The sequence below is a fragment of the Kordiimonas sp. genome, from assembly GCF_048260245.1.
Taxonomy (GTDB): domain Bacteria; phylum Pseudomonadota; class Alphaproteobacteria; order Sphingomonadales; family Kordiimonadaceae; genus Kordiimonas.
The window spans coordinates 243,089-261,013 of sequence record NZ_JBLXGZ010000001.1; the positions used below are offsets into that span (position 1 = coordinate 243,089).

At 52.8% G+C, this 17,925-nt stretch carries 17 protein-coding genes and 4 tRNA genes; all 21 read right to left on the minus strand.

Annotated features, from left to right (window positions below; all coding sequences use genetic code 11):
* Nucleotides 1-12 precede the first annotated feature (12 nt).
* The 21 genes from nuoL to clpP all read right to left on the minus strand — a co-directional run bounded on the left by nuoL (nt 13) and on the right by clpP (nt 17,779).
* Nucleotides 13-1,944: an NADH-quinone oxidoreductase subunit L gene (gene nuoL / locus ACN0VM_RS01105; RefSeq protein WP_417449032.1), complete on the minus strand. Its 1,932-nt coding sequence runs from the start codon at nt 1,942-1,944 to the stop codon at nt 13-15.
* A 7-nt stretch (nt 1,945-1,951) separates the two neighbouring features.
* On the minus strand, nt 1,952-2,260 hold the full coding sequence (gene nuoK / locus ACN0VM_RS01110) for an NADH-quinone oxidoreductase subunit NuoK (protein ID WP_417448984.1): 309 nt from the start codon (nt 2,258-2,260) through the stop codon (nt 1,952-1,954).
* Nucleotides 2,261-2,263: 3 nt separating this feature from the next.
* The gene (locus ACN0VM_RS01115; RefSeq protein ID WP_417448985.1) at nt 2,264-2,920 is read right to left on the minus strand and encodes an NADH-quinone oxidoreductase subunit J; all 657 of its coding nucleotides are present in this window, start codon (nt 2,918-2,920) and stop codon (nt 2,264-2,266) included.
* 16 nt (nt 2,921-2,936) lie between these two features.
* The gene (gene nuoI, locus ACN0VM_RS01120; RefSeq protein WP_262691575.1) at nt 2,937-3,425 is read right to left on the minus strand and encodes an NADH-quinone oxidoreductase subunit NuoI; all 489 of its coding nucleotides are present in this window, start codon (nt 3,423-3,425) and stop codon (nt 2,937-2,939) included.
* Nucleotides 3,426-3,441: 16 nt separating this feature from the next.
* Nucleotides 3,442-4,479 (minus strand): NADH-quinone oxidoreductase subunit NuoH, encoded by a 1,038-nt coding sequence (gene nuoH, locus ACN0VM_RS01125; protein ID WP_417448986.1) that lies wholly within the window; start codon nt 4,477-4,479, stop codon nt 3,442-3,444.
* Nucleotides 4,472-6,523, minus strand: a complete 2,052-nt coding sequence (gene nuoG / locus ACN0VM_RS01130) for an NADH-quinone oxidoreductase subunit NuoG (RefSeq protein WP_417448987.1) — start codon at nt 6,521-6,523, stop codon at nt 4,472-4,474. Before nuoG ends, nuoH begins: the two co-directional genes overlap by 8 nt.
* A gap of 22 nt (nt 6,524-6,545) precedes the next feature.
* Nucleotides 6,546-7,826: an NADH-quinone oxidoreductase subunit NuoF gene (nuoF, locus tag ACN0VM_RS01135; RefSeq protein ID WP_417448988.1), complete on the minus strand. Its 1,281-nt coding sequence runs from the start codon at nt 7,824-7,826 to the stop codon at nt 6,546-6,548.
* Nucleotides 7,826-8,440, minus strand: coding sequence for an NADH-quinone oxidoreductase subunit NuoE (gene nuoE / locus ACN0VM_RS01140; RefSeq protein ID WP_417448989.1), 615 nt, complete (start codon nt 8,438-8,440; stop codon nt 7,826-7,828). The genes nuoF and nuoE overlap by 1 nt, the downstream gene beginning before the upstream one ends.
* On the minus strand, nt 8,437-9,615 hold the full coding sequence (locus ACN0VM_RS01145) for an NADH-quinone oxidoreductase subunit D (RefSeq protein WP_417448990.1): 1,179 nt from the start codon (nt 9,613-9,615) through the stop codon (nt 8,437-8,439). The genes nuoE and ACN0VM_RS01145 overlap by 4 nt, the downstream gene beginning before the upstream one ends.
* Nucleotides 9,615-10,250, minus strand: a complete 636-nt coding sequence (locus ACN0VM_RS01150) for an NADH-quinone oxidoreductase subunit C (RefSeq protein WP_417448991.1) — start codon at nt 10,248-10,250, stop codon at nt 9,615-9,617. Before ACN0VM_RS01150 ends, ACN0VM_RS01145 begins: the two co-directional genes overlap by 1 nt.
* Before the next feature lie 96 nt (nt 10,251-10,346).
* Nucleotides 10,347-10,922 carry a NuoB/complex I 20 kDa subunit family protein gene (locus tag ACN0VM_RS01155; RefSeq protein WP_417448992.1) on the minus strand — a complete coding sequence of 192 codons (576 nt, stop codon included), beginning with the start codon at nt 10,920-10,922 and terminating at the stop codon, nt 10,347-10,349.
* Entirely contained in the window at nt 10,892-11,257 is a 366-nt protein-coding gene (locus tag ACN0VM_RS01160) for an NADH-quinone oxidoreductase subunit A (protein WP_417448993.1), read from the minus strand. The genes ACN0VM_RS01155 and ACN0VM_RS01160 overlap by 31 nt, the downstream gene beginning before the upstream one ends.
* 240 nt (nt 11,258-11,497) lie before the next feature.
* Nucleotides 11,498-11,574, minus strand: a tRNA-Asp gene (locus tag ACN0VM_RS01165).
* Nucleotides 11,575-11,832: 258 nt separating this feature from the next.
* A tRNA-Asp gene (locus tag ACN0VM_RS01170) sits at nt 11,833-11,909 on the minus strand.
* 144 nt (nt 11,910-12,053) lie between these two features.
* Nucleotides 12,054-12,338, minus strand: a complete 285-nt coding sequence (locus ACN0VM_RS01175; RefSeq protein WP_417448994.1) for a hypothetical protein — start codon at nt 12,336-12,338, stop codon at nt 12,054-12,056.
* Between the two features lie 82 nt (nt 12,339-12,420).
* A tRNA-Val gene (locus tag ACN0VM_RS01180) sits at nt 12,421-12,496 on the minus strand.
* 42 nt (nt 12,497-12,538) lie between these two features.
* Nucleotides 12,539-12,614, minus strand: a tRNA-Val gene (locus ACN0VM_RS01185).
* A 132-nt stretch (nt 12,615-12,746) separates the two neighbouring features.
* Complete coding sequence (locus tag ACN0VM_RS01190) at nt 12,747-13,040, minus strand: HU family DNA-binding protein (protein ID WP_417449033.1); 294 nt, start codon at nt 13,038-13,040, stop codon at nt 12,747-12,749.
* 144 nt (nt 13,041-13,184) lie between these two features.
* On the minus strand, nt 13,185-15,602 hold the full coding sequence (gene lon, locus ACN0VM_RS01195; RefSeq protein ID WP_417448995.1) for an endopeptidase La: 2,418 nt from the start codon (nt 15,600-15,602) through the stop codon (nt 13,185-13,187).
* A gap of 178 nt (nt 15,603-15,780) precedes the next feature.
* Nucleotides 15,781-17,049 (minus strand): ATP-dependent Clp protease ATP-binding subunit ClpX, encoded by a 1,269-nt coding sequence (clpX, locus tag ACN0VM_RS01200; protein WP_417448996.1) that lies wholly within the window; start codon nt 17,047-17,049, stop codon nt 15,781-15,783.
* A gap of 106 nt (nt 17,050-17,155) precedes the next feature.
* A complete protein-coding gene (gene clpP, locus ACN0VM_RS01205) occupies nt 17,156-17,779 on the minus strand; it encodes an ATP-dependent Clp endopeptidase proteolytic subunit ClpP (protein WP_417448997.1) in 624 nt (207 codons plus the stop codon).
* Nucleotides 17,780-17,925 lie beyond the last annotated feature (146 nt).

Here is a 17,925-nt window from a genome sequence, read left to right on the forward strand (position 1 = left end):
TATCCCCTGCCCTTAGTGTCCGCCACTTTGGGCCATAAACCATGTCACCACGAGCGCGAGGCCAATAATCATGGCGAACGCATAGTGATACACATAACCGGATTGTAGTTTGCGAGCCTTCGCTGCGATGGCGCCAATTGCAGACGACACACCATTGGGGCCGAAGCCATCGATGGTCTGCTCGTCCCCGCGCTTCCAGAAAAAGCGACCAAGCCAGAAGGCCGGACGTACAAGCGCAAAGTTATAAAGCTCGTCAAAGTACCATTTATTGAGAAGGAAGGCATACAGGCCGTCCCACATCTGAGCCGTACGTTGTGGCAGGTCTGTCTTGCGAAGGTAGAACCAGGCCGCGAGCGACAGGCCGATCAGCATTGCACAAAGAGGTGCAAGCTTGACAGCAAGCGGCACGTGGTGCGCTTCTTCCATAATATCGTGAGCCGCTGTTACCAGTGCACCATTCCAGAACGCTACACGACCATCGCCGATAAATGCGCCGTGGAACACATAGCCCGCGAACACAGCGCCAATTGCCAGTACAATAAGCGGCAGCCGAATGGTCCACGGACCTTCGTGCGCATGGTCATATGTATGGTGATCCGCACGGGTTTCCCCCATGAAGGTCATGAACCACAGACGCCAGCTATAGAAGCTTGTCATCAGCGCTGCTGCGATGCCCATCACAAAGGCGAATTCGGCCCCCGGAGCGTGAGACGCATACGCAGCTTCAATGATCATATCCTTGGAGTAATAACCGGACAGCAGAGGAACACCTGTGATCGCAAGGTTACCGATAAACATAACACCTGCTGTCAGCGGAATTTTCTTCAAAAGCCCCCCCATGTTGCGCATATCCTGCTCATGGTGCATCGCGTGAATAACGGAGCCCGCACCGAGGAACAAAAGAGCCTTGAAGAAGGCGTGCGTAAACAGGTGGAAAACGGCGCCGCCATAAGCCCCGACACCAAGCGCGAAGAACATGTAACCAAGCTGCGAACAGGTCGAATAAGCGATCACGCGTTTAATGTCGTTCTGTACGAGGCCGACACTTGCCGCGAAGAAAGCCGTTGCCGCACCAATCACGGTCACAACAACCAGCGCATCCGGCGCATATTGGAACACAGGGCTGAAGCGCGCGACAAGGAACACGCCAGCGGTTACCATGGTTGCTGCGTGGATAAGCGCCGACACCGGTGTCGGGCCTTCCATAGCGTCAGGCAACCATGTGTGCAGGCCTAGCTGGGCAGATTTACCCATGGCGCCCACAAACAACAGCAGACAAATCACTGTCAGTGCGTGATATTCATGACCAAGGAAGGTCATGGTTGCGTTCTGATAGTTGGCGGCGCTTGAGAAAATAACATCAAACTCAACAGAACCAAACAGCACAAAACAACCGTAGATGCCAAGCGCGAAGCCAAAATCACCCACGCGGTTAACGACAAAGGCCTTGATCGCAGCCGCATTTGCACTTGGTTTTTTGAACCAGAAACCGATGAGAAGATAGGACGCAAGCCCCACGCCTTCCCAGCCAAAGAACATTTGTACGAGGTTGTCGGAGGTCACCAGCATCAGCATCGCAAAGGTGAAGAGCGACAAATACGCGAAGAAACGCGGCTTGTCGGGATCTTCGTGCATATAGCCCATGGAATACCAGTGCACGAGCGCAGATACCGTGTTCACGACGATCAGCATCACAGCGGTGAGCGTGTCGATCTTGAATGCCCATGAGAAGTTCAAAGTGCCGGAGGACACCCAGTTCAGTACATGAACACTGGCCTGCTGGCCATTGAGCGCAATTTCAGCAAACGCCATCCACGACAGAAATGCGGCAATGCTCACAAGCGAAGATGTGATCAACTGGCTGGCTTTATCACCAAGTTTGCGACCAAACATGCCAACAAGCAGAAAGCCGATAAGCGGCAGGAAAACAATAAGTTTATACATCATCGCCCTACCCCTTCATCTGGTTGATATCTTCAACCGCGATCGAACCACGGCTGCGGAAATACACAACGAGGATCGCGAGGCCGATAGCAGCTTCAGCTGCAGCGACCGTCAGCACGAACATCGCAAATACCTGGCCCACAAGATCATTCAGATACGTTGAGAAGGCCACGAGGTTGATATTGACAGCCAGAAGCATCAGCTCGACCGACATAAGAATGATGATGACGTTCTTCCGATTGAGGAAGATACCGAAAATCCCGAATACAAACAGGATCGCGGCGACCGTCAGATAATGTCCTAACCCAATAGTCATGGACTATCGTCCCCTAGCCTTTTTGGTTGGCATGGGCACGCCCTTGCCAACTTCCACATCAACGAGTTCATAGGCATCTTCCGGACGACGCGCGTTCTGCTTACCAATATTCTGGCGCTTCACACCCGCACGCTCACGGTGCGTCAGTACGATAGCGCCTATCATGGAAACCAGCAGGATGAGCCCGGCTGTCTGGAAGATGAAAATATAATCAGTGTAAATCACCGAGCCCAATGCCCGCGTGTTTTCAACCTGCTCAAGCGCGGGCGCCGGTGATGCCACATTCAGCGACACATCGTTGCCAAACGTCCATGCCGTGCCAAGGGTTACCAGTTCAGCCAGCAGGATCAGCCCGATCAGACCACCGATAGGCAGATACTGCAAAAAACCCTGCCTCAACTCGACAAAGTTGATGTCAAGCATCATCACCACAAAGAGGAAGAGCACTGCAACCGCGCCCACATACACAATGACAAGCAGCATGGCGAGGAATTCAGCCCCCATCAGGACAAAAAGCCCGGCGGCGGAGAAGAAGGCGAGAATGAGCCAGAGCACAGAGTGCACCGGGTTTCTAGATGAAATCACCATCAGGCCCGACAGGACCGTAATGGCAGCGAACAACCAAAAGGCAGCCGCAGGAAGTGTCGAAGCAAAATCCATGTGTTCCACCCCTGCTTTAACGGTACGGCGCGTCAAGGGCGATATTCGCCGCGATCTCACGCTCCCAGCGCTCACCATTGGCGAGCAGCTTATCCTTGTTATACATCAGTTCCTCACGGGTCTCGGTCGCGAATTCGAAATTCGGACCTTCGACAATAGCATCCACCGGGCAGGCTTCTTGACAGAAGCCGCAGTAAATACATTTGGTCATGTCGATGTCATATCGTGTGGTGCGGCGGGAACCATCTTCACGTGGCTCGGCCTCAATCGTGATCGCCTGTGCCGGGCAGATAGCCTCACACAATTTGCACGCGATACAACGTTCTTCCCCGTTAGGATAACGACGAAGTGCGTGCTCCCCCCGGAAACGAGGCGACAACGGCCCCTTTTCATAAGGGTAGTTGATCGTCACTTTCGGACGAAAGAAATATTTGGTTGTCAGCACCAAGGCTGCCCAAAATTCCTTCAACAGCAAGCTTTTAGCGGCTTGTACGATAGCAGTCATTCTTCAAGCCTCTCCGTTATCCGTTGGTGGGCAACAGGTCAAACGCGACCATAATGCCCGAATAAATTACGACAAATGCCAGTGACAGCGGCAAAAATACCTTCCAGCCAAGGCGCATCAACTGGTCGTAGCGGTAGCGCGGCACAAAGGCCTTCACCATCGCAAACAGCCAGAAGAAGATAGCGGTTTTGGCAAATAACCAGAAGAAGCCGGGGATAAATTCAAGCGCCGGGATCGGTGCATACCAACCGCCAAAAAACAGGATCGCCATCACCACCGACATCAATAGGATGTTTGCGTATTCACCAAGGAAAAAGAGCGCAAACGCCATCGACGAATATTCAACCTGGTAACCTGCCACAAGCTCAGCTTCCGCTTCCGGAAGATCGAACGGTGGACGGTTGGTTTCCGCCAGTGCCGAAATGAAGAAGATGATGAAGATCGGGAAGAAAGGTATGAAATGCCATGCCAGCACCCCACCTTCCTGCGCGAACACAACATCACTAAGGTTTAGCGAACCTACTTTGACAAGTACACAGACCAAAACAAAGCCGATGGAAACCTCGTAGGATACCATTTGTGCTGCGGAGCGAAGGCCGCCAAGGAAGGCATACCGGCTGTTTGATGCCCAGCCCGACATGATAATGCCGTAAACACCCAATGACGAGATCGCGAGAATATACAAGACACCTACGTTCAGGTCGGAGAGCGCCATGCCTTCGTCAAACGGGATCACAGCCCAAGAGATCAGAGCCAGGGTGAAAGTAATCATCGGCGCCATCAGGAAGATGGCCTTATTGGCCCCTGCGGGGACAATGGTTTCCTTCAGAAACAGCTTGATCCCATCCGCAAAAGACTGCAACAGCCCAAATGGACCAACCACGTTGGGTCCGCGGCGCATCTGCACCGCCGCCCAGATCTTGCGGTCAAAATAGACCGCAAAGGCAACCGCGATAGTCAGCGGTAGCACGACCGCAAGGATCGAAGCGGTGATCGCAAGGAAATAGAGGAACGGTCCTTCGCCACCGAACAGGTTATAAAGCGCCTCAACCATGGGTTCCCGTCGCCTCCTCATCCTCGAAGCCGCGCGCTGCAACACAGTCAGCCATAATCTGGCTCGCACGGGCAATCGGGTTGGTCAGATAGAAATTGTCGATAATCGGTGCAATACCACCTTCCGTGATATCGCCCTTGGTACCAAAATCACCCCAAGCTTCACTTGGCCGCTCACCACGGACAGCCGTTGCCGGTGCAGCGTCCGCTAGACGTGCTCGCAGTTCGCCAAGTGTATTGTATGGCAACGTCGTGCCAATAATGTCCGACAGAGCACGCAAGATCGTCCAGTCTTCGCGGGCATCACCCGGTGCAAAATGGGCTTTCCCCGTATACTGAACCCGGCCTTCGGTATTGATGTAGGTGCCTGATTTCTCGGTGTACGCGGCCCCTGGCAGGATAACGTCAGCGTTTTTCACACCTTCATCACCGTGTGTGCCCAGATAAACCGTGAAGGTTTTCTTGAGTGCGCCTGTATCAACTTCATCGGCACCAAGCAGGATAACCGCTTTCAGCTTGCCTGCTTCGGCCTCATCGAGAATGGCGTCGACACCACCGTCTGTGGTCAGCCCCAGGTCCATGGCGCCAACACGCGCCGCGGCGGTATGCAGCATGTTAAAGCCGTTCCAACCTTCACGGATACAGTAGCGATCAGCGATATCACGCACGGCCTTAAGGATGGCCGCACCATCTTCACGCGCCAGTGCCGCCTGCCCGACAATAATCATCGGGTTATTGGCGGCCTTGAGCGCTTTGGCTGCATCGTGGCGACCAGTTGTCAACGACTTCAGCACTTTCGCGTCGTCGCCAAACTCCTCAACCTTATAGGTCAGATCGGCAGCGTTTCCGATGTTGCCAACTTTCAAGCCGTGATGTCGTACGGCATTGCGGATACGTGTATTGACAATCGGCGCTTCATTGCGAGGATCACAGCCAACAAGCAGCAGATAATCCGCTTCCTCAATGTTCGCAATACCGGTGTTAAACAGGTAGCCGGCCCGCACGCTCGCATCAATCGCCGCGCCGTCCTGACGGCCTTCGATACGGCTGGCACCAAGCGAGGCCATCAGGTCCTTGAGCGCCAGCATCGATTCCATGTCGGCAAGGTCACCAACAATCGCAGCAATCTCATCGCCCTTGACGCCCTTCAGCTTTTTCTTGATAGCCTCAAACGCGTCACCCCAAGTTGCTTCTTCAAGCTTCCTGTTCTTGCGAACGTATGGGCGGTCCAGACGACGCTTCTTCAGGCCATCATAAACAAAACGCGTTTTGTCGGAAATCCATTCCTCGTTCACGTCCTCATTCAGACGTGGCAGGATACGCATCACCGCGGCACCGCGCGTATCAACGCTGATGTTGGAGCCAACAGCATCCATCACGTCAATGCTTTCGGTGTGCTTCAACTCCCAGCTGCGTGCTGTGAAGGCGTAAGGTTTGCTCGTAAGCGCACCAACCGGGCATAGGTCAATCACGTTACCTGACATTTCGCTGTCCAGCGTTTTTTCCAGGTAGGTGGTGATCTCGGAATGTTCACCGCGCCACAGTGCACCCATATCATCCACTCCCGCCACTTCTTCAGAGAAGCGAACACAGCGCATGCAGTGAATGCAGCGTGTCATGGTGGTGGAGATCAGCGGACCCATGTGCTTGTCTTCGACCGCGCGCTTGTTCTCATCGAACCTATTGGCGCCGCGACCGAAAGCCATGGCCTGGTCCTGCAGATCACACTCACCACCCTGATCGCAAATCGGACAATCAAGCGGGTGATTGATCAGCAGGAATTCCATCACCCCTTCACGCGCCTTTTTAACGCGTTCGGTGTTGGTGTGGATGACCATGCCGTCACCCGCCGGCATTGCACAGCTTGCAATCGGCTTCGGCGAACGTTCCATGTCAACAAGGCACATCCGGCAGTTACCGGCAATAGACAGACGTTCGTGATAGCAGAAACGCGGCACTTCAACACCGATTTCCTCACACGCCTGCAAAACGGTGGTACCCGCCTCTACTGTTACTTCTTTTCCATCAATGGTTAGCGTGGGCATCTAACTCTCCTTGCCATGCGCTCTATTCAGCCGCTTTGGCATGATATGCATCGATACGCGCTTCCACTTCGTGACGGAAGTGGCGCATCAAACCCTGGATCGGCCAAGCCGCTGCATCCCCAAGGGCGCAGATGGTATGACCTTCAATCTGTTTAGAGACATCGAGAAGCGTGTCGATCTCTGATTTCTCAGCCTTGCCTTCGACAAGACGTTCCATCACTCGCCACATCCAGCCGGTGCCTTCACGGCACGGCGTACACTGGCCGCAGCTCTCGTGCTTGTAGAATTCGCTCAGACGCGCAATCGCTTTTACGATATCGGTCGACTTGTCCATCACGATCACCGCGGCAGTACCAAGACCGGACTGCACTTCGCGCAGGCTGTCGAAGTCCATCAACACCGTGTCGCAAATCTCTTTCGGCAGTACAGGTACGGACGAACCGCCGGGGATCACCGCAAGCAAGTTGTCCCAACCGCCACGAACGCCGCCAGCGTGTTTCTCAATGAGCTCCTTGAGCGGGATACCCATCTCTTCTTCCACATTGCACGGATTGTTCACATGGCCGGAAATGGAGAATACCTTGGTGCCTGTGTTGTTTGGACGGCCAAGCCCAGCGAACCACGACGCACCACGACGCAGGATTGTCGGCGCGACCGCAATCGATTCGACGTTGTTGACCGTTGTCGGGCAGCCCCACACCCCCACGTTCGCTGGGAACGGAGGCTTCAGGCGCGGCTGGCCCTTCTTGCCCTCAAGGCTTTCGATCAATGCGGTTTCTTCGCCGCAAATATAAGCGCCTGCACCGCGGTGTACATAAATATCAAAGTCATAACCGGTACCACAGGCATTTTTGCCAAGGAAACCTTTGGCGTAAGCTTCCTCAATAGCGCGCTCAAGCGCTTCGGCTTCACGGTAAAACTCACCGCGAATATAGATGTAAGCTGCGATGGCATTCATCGCAAACCCAGCGATCAAGCAGCCTTCCAGTAATTTGTGTGGATCATGACGCATCAGGTCCCGGTCTTTACAGGTGCCGGGCTCGCCTTCATCCGCATTGATCACAAGGTAAGACGGGCGACCATCTGTTTCTTTCGGCATGAAGGACCACTTAAGACCCGTCGGGAAACCTGCACCGCCACGACCGCGCAGGCCCGACTCTTTCATCTCGCCGATGATCCAGTCCTTGCCCTTACCGATCAGCTCCTTGGTCCCGTCCCAGTCGCCGCGTTTCATCGCAGCTTCAATGCCAGGGCTTTCAAAACCATACAGGTTAGTGAAGATGCGATCTTTATCTGCAAGCATTATGCATCCTCCCCTTTACCCTTGAATTCCTTGAGCGTCGTCGCTCCACCAAAGGGCGCGCTGTTCTGACGATCGATCTGTGGGCCCGGTTTTACCGCTTCGCCGTTACGAAGCTTGTTGAGAAGCTCAATCATACTCTCTGGAGTCAGGTCTTCGAAATAATCATCACCAATGGCAACCACTGGCGCGTTCACACAGGCCCCGGCGCATTCAACCTCAGACAAGGTGATCAGGCCGTCTTCGGTCGTTTCACCCTTCTCAATACCGAGATGGGTTTTACACGCCTTCATAATGTCATCAGCGCCGCGCAGCCAGCACGGTGTCGTACCGCAAACCTGTACGTGGTGCTTACCAATCGGCTTGTGGTTATACATTGTATAGAAGGTCGCGACTTCCATCACCTTGATCGGCGCCATATCGAGGTAATCCGCGATATATTCCATGATCTCCTGCGTGACATGACCACCATTCTGGCGCTGCGCAATATCGAGAAGCGGCATCACGGCGCTTTGCTGGCGCCCTTCAGGGTACTTCGCGACATGTTTCTGCGCGAGCGCCTCGTTTTCAGGCGTCCACTCAAACTTCTGATCGTCGTTTTGGGCTACCGCACTCATCGGTCCACCTCACCAAATACAATATCCATTGCGCCAAGAACCGCTGGCGCGTCCGCGAGCATGTGCCCACGGCACAAGAAATCCATCGCCTGAAGGTGCGAGAAGCCCGGCGCATGAATCTTGCACCGGTACGGACGGTTTGAGCCGTCAGATACCAGATACACACCAAACTCACCCTTGGGCGCTTCCACAGCCGCGTAAACCTCACCCTCAGGCACCTTGAAGCCTTCAGTATAAAGTTTGAAGTGATGGATAAGTGCCTCCATCGAACGCTTCATCTCACCGCGCCTCGGCGGCGCGACTTTGGTATTCACAGACATAACCGGTCCACCCGGCATCTCATTGATACACTGTCGCATAATCTTGAGTGATTCTTTCATCTCTGCGATACGGATCATGAAGCGGTCATAACAATCACCCGCGTTCCCGATCGCTACCTGAAAGTCCATCTTGTCATAAACTTCGTAAGGCTGTGATTTGCGCAAGTCCCACGCCATGCCAGTCGACCGCAACATAGGGCCGGAGAAGCCCCACGCAAGCGCCTCTTCAGCCGAGAATACGCCAATGTCGACGTTGCGCTGCTTGAAGATACGGTTATCAACGAGAAGCGCCTCCATATCCGCGATCATCTGCGGATAGGTTTCGGTCCATGCCATGATATCTTCCAGAAGATCAGGTGGCAGGTCCTGATGCACACCACCCGGGCGGAAGTAGGCCGCGTGGAAACGAGCACCAGACGCGCGCTCGTAAAATTCCATCAGCTTTTCGCGTTCCTCGAACATCCAGGTGATCGGCGTCATCGCGCCAACGTCAAGTGCGTGCGTGGTCAGGTTCAGAATGTGATTAAGAATACGACCGATCTCGCAGTATAGCACGCGCACATATTGGCCGCGTTCTGGCACCTCAAGCTCGAGAAGCTTTTCAATCGCAAGGCAGAAGGCATGCTCCTGATTCATCGGCGCGACATAATCAAGCCGGTCGAAATACGGCAGGGCCTGCAGATATTGTTTATGTTCAATCAGCTTCTCGGTGCCGCGGTGCAGCAGACCAATGTGCGGGTCAACGCGTTCAATCACCTCACCGTCCAGCTCCAACACCATGCGAAGTACGCCGTGCGCAGCCGGGTGTTGCGGGCCGAAGTTGAGGCAATAGTTCTTGATATCGACTTCAGCCATTATTTTGCCCCCTCTTTTTTGGGCGCAGCCTCGCCTTCAACTTTCTCATCACCCGGCAGCACATATTTTGCACTTTCCCAAGGGCTCATGAAGTCAAAGTCACGGAATTCCTGCTTAAGCTTAACCGGCTCGTACACCACGCGCTTCTGGTCTTCCGAATAACGCACTTCGACAAAGCCAGTCAGCGGGAAGTCTTTACGCAGTGGGTGCCCCTGAAAACCATAATCGGTCAGCATCCGGCGAAGGTCGGGATGATCGGCGAAGAAAACACCGTACATATCCCAAGCTTCACGCTCATACCAACCTGCAGCTGGGAATACGTCTGTGACGCTAGGCACCGGCGTGTCAGCATCGGTTTCCACTTTCACCCGGATCCGCTGGTTCAATTGAATGCTGAGCAGGTGGTAAACCACGTCAAACCGCTTTGCCCTGCCAGGGTAATCGGCCCCGCAGATATCAACCAGTTGCTTAAACATGCATTCCTGATCATCACGCAGGAAGGTGAGGACTTTTTGAATCTGATCGGCACGGGCAATGACTGTCAGCTCGCCAAAAGCGACTGTCGCCGAGGCCACTTCATTTTCAAGACTTTTGGCGATGTGTCCGCCAAGTCCAGCTAATGCGTTATCGGTCATGCGCTTTCGCGCTCCTTTTATGATGTGCGGCGATATCTGCCGCAAGCACACAGCGAAACACCCTCACGTATACTGAGAAGGTGTTTCGGATGAGATTTACCGGTTGATAGTACCTGTCCGACGTATCTTGCGCTGAAGCTGCAAAATACCGTAGACGAGCGCCTCGGCAGTCGGTGGGCAACCAGGAACATAAATATCGACAGGCACGATGCGGTCGCATCCGCGTACTACCGAATAAGAGTAATGGTAATAACCGCCGCCATTTGCACATGAACCCATGGAAATCACATACCGAGGTTCGGGCATCTGGTCGTAAACCTTACGAAGTGCGGGCGCCATTTTATTGGTCAGCGTACCAGCAACGATCATTACATCAGACTGTCGTGGGCTACCACGCGGCGCAAAGCCAAAACGCTCAACGTCGTAACGTGGCGTGCCGGAATGCATCATCTCAACGGCGCAACAGGCAAGACCAAAGGTCATCCACCACAGGGAACCGGTCCGCGCCCAGTTGATGAGATCCTCCAGCGAGGTCACAACAAAGCCCTTCTCGGTCAACTCTTCATTGAGCGACGCGAGGAACGCGCCATCCACTGACGGTGTACCCGTGCCATCCGGCCCCATGGGACTGTTTGGTTGAACTACTCCCATTCCAGCGCTCCTTTGTTCCATTCATAGATGAAGCCGACCGTCAACACGCCGAGGAAGACCATCATCGACCAGAAACCATAGACACCGATGTCGCCAAGAGACACAGCCCACGGGAACAGGAAGGCGACCTCAAGGTCAAAGATAATGAACAGAATAGCCACGAGATAGAAGCGCACATCAAACTGGTGACGCGCGTCGTCAAATGCCTCGAAGCCACACTCGTAAGCTGACAGTTTTTCATCGTCCGGGTTTTGCTTCGCGATAAGCACCGCCGCGCCGACGAAAACGAGTGAGAATGCGATGGCGATCCCGAGAAAGATCAGGATCGGAAGATATTGTATGAGCAACGACTCCATGGGAGTCCCTTTTTGTTTAATTGGCCCTAATTACTGCGCCCTTTTATCGACCGATCTGCCGACAGTAAAGGGTGAATTTGCCCTTCAAGCGAATGCGCAGGAGTATAGACCTTCAAATGCTTAATGAAAAGCTTACGTGCCGGGACTTTCAGGGAAAAGCGGCCAATTGACGCAAAAAAGAAAAAGAAATAAAAAAACGCGCCCAGCAATGCCGTGGCGCGTTTTTTAGCCTCAAGCAAGTGGCGCGAGTGACGGGGCTCGAACCCGCGACCCTCGGCGTGACAGGCCGATACTCTAACCATCTGAGCTACACCCGCGCACTGCTTGCGGAGCGGGTTTTATGATTTTGCCCTCTCCTTGTCAATCATTGAATGACAACTTTTTCACACTTTTTTCCGTGCAGCAGAACTCTGTTCAACACCACGCTTAACGCTACCCTTGTTAAAAGGCCCCACCTATAATTATCTGGCGAATCATTAAGTTAGCGCCCCCCCTTCCCGTTGGCCCTGGAAAGCAAAAAAGCCTCCGAACAGAAGTTCGGAGGCTTTTATGATCTCCCGAAGGAGAGATGCAAGTGGCGCGAGTGACGGGACTCGAACCCGCGACCCTCGGCGTGACAGGCCGATACTCTAACCAACTGAGCTACACCCGCGCATCGCTTGCGTGAGGGGGTGTTTAGGGCGTGCGCGCCCGAGTGTCAATCATCTTTTTACCGATTATTTGAACAAAGCGCGCGAGGCCTTGGAAATGCTGCACCTGAGGCTGCGATCTGGTGCTTAAAGCAAGGTGTATACCCTCACCCGATAAAATACCAAAGAGCGCAGATAATCGTTATCACAAAGATTATGCCCAGCACGACCTTTGGCAGGCGTGCAAGCATGTCACCCGTAAGCAGAAAGGTGTTCAGAACGGGATGAAATGCTGCAAGGATTCGAATAAACGACATAGTACGCTCGCGCGCTGTCGCGTCATCGTCATAGAGCTTGTCGCGGGGGTCTTTCGGGGCCCACGTAGCCTCAATGACAACAGGGCCGTCCTGCACCGCTGGCGCGTGCCCTGCGCTATTAGTGTTATTATCCACGGACCTCTCCAAAAGCTCCCCAGAGGGGCATGCAATCTCATGGTACCTTTAACAGAAATGGGAGGCATGGAAAAGAAAGCCATGGTGGGCGATGACAGGCTCGAACTGCCGACCCTCTCGGTGTAAACGAGATGCTCTACCAACTGAGCTAATCGCCCTCACAAGGCATGTCCCCAAGCTTGGTGTTCAAGGGGAAAATTTGGTGGGCGATGACAGGCTCGAACTGCCGACCCTCTCGGTGTAAACGAGATGCTCTACCAACTGAGCTAATCGCCCACATGCTATGTGGTGAGCGCGCTTTTAGGAGGAAACGCGCATACTGTCCAGCCCTTTTTTTGCATTTTTTTCAAAAGAAAACGGCTGCAGATTTCTCCACAGCCGCTTCTTAAATCGTGCATGTAATCAGACTTAGCTGTTTACAGCGTCCTTGAGACCTTTGCCCGCCTTGAATTTAGGCTGCTTGGAAGCAGGAATGTCGATTTCTTCACCCGTGCGTGGGTTACGGCCTTTGGTTGCTGCGCGAGAAGCGACAGCAAACGTACCGAAGCCTACGAGGCGAACTTCGCCACCGGAAGCCAGCGCACCGCTGATGGAATCGAATACAGCGTCAACGGCTTTACCTGCATCAGCTTTGGACAGGTCAGCTGCTTCAGCAACTTTTGCGATCAAATCGTTTTTATTCAAGGTATCCCCCTCTGGAATTGAAGAGATTGATTTCGTTGTTTAGTTCCGAAATGCGAGGGCATCTTGGCCATAAAAAACCCGCTTGTCAAAGCAAAAAACCGCAGAAAACTGCGGCTTTTAGCTTTTTTTTTCTTGAATTTTCGACAATTGGGCACCAAAGGGCTAATGAGTCGTCAATTCCTCACCCGAAGCGTCGTCATCTTTACGCACGTCCTTAGCCGGGTTTTCCTCTGGCCAATCCATCGGCTCAAGTTTACCAGCAAGGGCATGTTCCAAGACCTCATCGACCGTTGAAACCGCAACGATTTCAAGGCCTTTCTTGACGTTGTCCGGAATCTCAACAAGATCTTTCTCGTTATCTTTAGGAATCAAAACCTTGGTAATTCCGCCCCTCAACGCAGCGAGAAGTTTCTCTTTCAGGCCTCCGATCGGCAAGACTCTGCCCCGCAAGGTCACCTCGCCAGTCATCGCAATATTTTTTCGAACCGGGACCCCCGCAAGCACGGAAACGATCGACGTACACATGGCAACGCCGGCAGAAGGCCCATCTTTTGGAGTCGCGCCCTCTGGTACGTGAATATGAATGTCGCGTTTTTCGAAAACATTGGGATGAATACCAAAATCAACACAGCGAGAATGCACATATGAGCGCGCCGCCTGAATCGATTCTTTCATCACGTCACCTAGCTTACCGGTCTGCTTGATCAAACCCTTACCAGGAACAGTCACGGCCTCAATGGCCAAAAGTTCGCCGCCTACCTCGGTCCAGGCAAGACCTGTGGTGAGACCGATATGATCTTCTTCCTCAGCCTGCCCAAAGCGGTATTTCCGCACACCGGCATATTGGCTAAGATTCCGGCTTGTTACCTGAATTTTGTCTTTTGAGCCCTCAACGATTTCCTTCACCGCTTTGCGGACCAGCTTTGCAATCTCCCGCTCAAGACTACGCACACCAGCTTCACGCGTGTAATACCGCACCACATCCTTCAACGCGCCGTCGGAAATAGACCATTCATCCTTTTTCAGACCGTGGTCCCGGACCTGTTTATCGATCAGGTGGCGTTTGGCAATTTCGATTTTCTCGTCTTCAGTATAGCCCGACAGATGGATAATCTCCATACGGTCGAGAAGTGGCCGCGGCATACGAAGAGAGTTCGCTGTGGTCACAAACATCACATTCGACAGATCATAATCAATCTCAAGATAATGGTCGTTGAACTTGTTGTTTTGTTCCGGATCAAGCACCTCAAGAAGTGCAGATGCGGGGTCTCCGCGGAAATCCTGCCCCATCTTGTCAATTTCATCGAACAGGAACAGCGGATTCGTTGTGCCAGCCTTTTTCATAGACTGCATCACCTTGCCCGGCATGGAGCCAATATAGGTGCGACGGTGGCCACGAATTTCAGCCTCATCACGCACGCCGCCAAGCGAGAAACGCACAAATTCCCGGCCCGTTGCCTTAGCAATCGACTTACCCAGCGACGTTTTACCAACGCCCGGGGGGCCGACGAGGCACAGGATCGGGCCCTTTATCTTTTTCGCACGCTGCTGGACGGCCAGATATTCGATGATGCGTTCCTTGACCTTCTCGAGGCCATAATGGTCGGTATCAAGAACCTTTTGAGCCAATTTGATATCTTTTTTGACCCGGCTCTTTTTCGACCATGGCACGCTGAGCATCCAGTCGAGAAAATTGCGCACGACGGTAGCCTCGGCGGACATCGGGCTCATAGACTTCAGCTTCTTCAGTTCAGCTAGGCATTTTTCCTTGGCTTCCTTGGAAAGCTTCGTCTTGTTAATACGGTCTTCAAGCTCAATGATTTCATCACGGCCGTCGTCACCCTCGCCCAGCTCCTTCTGAATGGCCTTAAGCTGCTCATTCAGATAATACTCACGCTGAGTTTTCTCCATCTGGCGCTTTACCCTGCCCCGAATTTTTTTCTCGACCTGCAAGACACCGATTTCGTCTTCCATAAATCCGAAGATGCGCTCGAGCCGCTCCGCGACAGAGGCTGTCGCCAAAAGCGCCTGTTTGTCATCGATCTTGAGAGCAAGATGGCTTGCGACTGTGTCCGCAAGTTTTGCGGGTTCATCAATCTGTCCCACAGTAACCAGAACCTCGGCAGGGATTTTTTTGTTCAGTTTCACATACTGTTCAAACTGAGACACGACCGACCTGCCAAGCGCCTCGACTTCCGCCGGATCTGAATCATCGGCCGTGATCATGGTCGCCTGCGCTTCAAAATAATCATCTTCCCGCACGAACTCGTTGATCTCGGCGCGGTGGAATCCTTCGACGAGAACTTTAACGGTTCCGTCTGGCAACTTAAGAAGCTGCAATACGCTAGCAACAGTTCCTATCTCAAACACGTCTTTGGTGGCGGGATCGTCTTCGCCCGCTTCTTTTTGGGCGACCAGCAGAATCTGCTTGTCCTTCGCCATCACTTCCTCGAGGGCCCGCACGGATTTATCCCGCCCGACGAAAAGCGGCACGATCATATGCGGGAAAACCACGATATCTCGAAGCGGAAGAACCGGCAAAACTACAGTATTTGTCTCTGTTTTAGCAGAATCTGACATAGGAAAAGCATCCAGAACTAGAATAAGCGACCATAAAGCTCGATTTTAAGCTTCTTCTCGCCATTAAGAAAGGAAAAGGCGATAAAACTTCGGCAATAACCCGATTTTATCTCGTTAAACAACAAAATGGGGGCTGAAACGCACGTTTCAACCCCCAGTCATTAATGTTTTGACACCGTTAGGCCGGTTGACCAGCCTCATCACGGCGATCTGCGTAGATCTGTAAAGGAGTCGCTTTACCATCCACGACCTCACCATTGACCACAATTTCCTCCACGCCCTCAAGAGACGGTAGGTCGAACATGGTATCAAGGAGAGTATCTTCCATGATGGAGCGCAAGCCGCGCGCACCGGTTTTGCGCTCAATCGCTTTCTTGGCCACGGCAAACAATGCGTCGTCAGAGAAGGTCAGCTTCACATCTTCCATGTCAAACAGGCATTGATACTGCTTGAGAAGAGCGTTCTTTGGTTCGGACAGAATTTGCACAAGCGCATCCTCATCCAGATCTTCAAGCGTCGCGATCACTGGCAGGCGACCAACAAATTCGGGAATAAGTCCGAATTTGAGCAAGTCCTCAGGCTCTGTTTCTTTGAACAGCTCACCAGCACTGCGCTCATCCGGGCTGGAGACAGAGGCTCCAAAGCCAATAGACTTACCTTGCAGCCGGTTGGCGATCACTTTGTCGAGTCCCGCAAACGCACCGCCACAGATAAAGAGGATATTAGTCGTATCTACTTGCAGGAATTCCTGCTGTGGATGCTTACGCCCACCCTGTGGCGGTACACTGGCAACCGTACCTTCCATAATCTTGAGAAGCGCCTGCTGCACCCCCTCACCTGAAACGTCACGTGTGATCGACGGATTGTCAGACTTGCGGCTGATTTTGTCGACCTCATCAATATAGACGATACCGCGCTGCGCACGCTCAACATTATAATCGGCCGATTGCAGCAGTTTGAGGATGATGTTTTCAACATCTTCGCCCACATAACCGGCTTCTGTAAGCGTGGTTGCATCCGCCATAGTGAAAGGAACATCAAGGATACGTGCCAACGTTTGCGCAAGCAGGGTTTTACCGCAACCTGTTGGGCCAACAAGCAAAATATTGGATTTTGCCAGTTCAACATCCTGACTGGTTGTGCTGGCATGATTAAGGCGCTTGTAGTGGTTATGCACCGCAACAGATAACACCTTCTTGGCATTACCCTGGCCAATCACATAATCATCAAGCACCTTGAGAATATCAAGCGGGGACGGAACGCCATCGGTACCCTTGGCGAGGGCACTTTTGCTCTCCTCCTTGATGATGTCGTTACACAACTCAACACACTCGTCACAGATAAAGACCGTTGGTCCTGCGATGAGTTTACGAACCTCGTGCTGGCTTTTGCCGCAGAAGGAGCAATAGAGCGTGTTTTTCGTATCACTGTTACTCAAGTCAGTCACCGCTTACTTTCTTTGCATCTGTTTTATCGTAAACTGGTTAAAAAGATGCTTACAACAAAAAATCTCAGAAATTCTACGTTTGCACTACGCAAACGGATTACCTTGGTCAGCTTTCAATATCATCCCGCGAGGTATAGACATGATCTATCAAGCCAAATTTTTTGGCTTCTTCCGCATTCATGAAGTTATCCCGGTCCATCGCCTTCTCAACCGCATCAAGCTTTTGCCCGGTATGCTTTACATAAATCTGGTTTAAGCGTTCACGCAGCTTGAGTATCTCACGTGCCTGAATCTCAATATCCGCCGCCTGACCACGAGCACCACCAGAGGGTTGGTGGATCATGATACGGGCGTTAGGCAAGGCGTAGCGCATTCCCGGTTCGCCCGCTGCGAGAAGCAGAGAACCCATGGAGCAGGCCTGTCCGATACAGATGGTCGCCACTTTCGGACGAATATACTGCATCGTGTCATACATCGCGAGACCTGACGTCACAATGCCACCAGGCGAATTGATATAGAAGGAAATGTCTTTCTTCGGGTTATCTGCCTCAAGGAACAGAAGCTGGGCCACCACCAGACTGGCGATGTGATCATCAACCTGCCCCGTTAAGAAGATAATACGCTCTTTCAGCAGCCGGGAATATATATCGTATGACCGCTCACCCCGGTTGGTCTGTTCCACAACCATGGGGACAAGGGCACTTTGCAAAGGCTCTAAAATATCGCTCATCGGGCACTCCAGTTAATCGTGGCCAGTGTAATATTATGGCCAACATGTCTTGAGGCAAGCTGTAGCAAACTGTGCTAACGCCGGGCAAGGAAATAACCCCCTGTCGGCACAAATAGATAGGGTTGGCTACGCCACTTTAAAGGGCT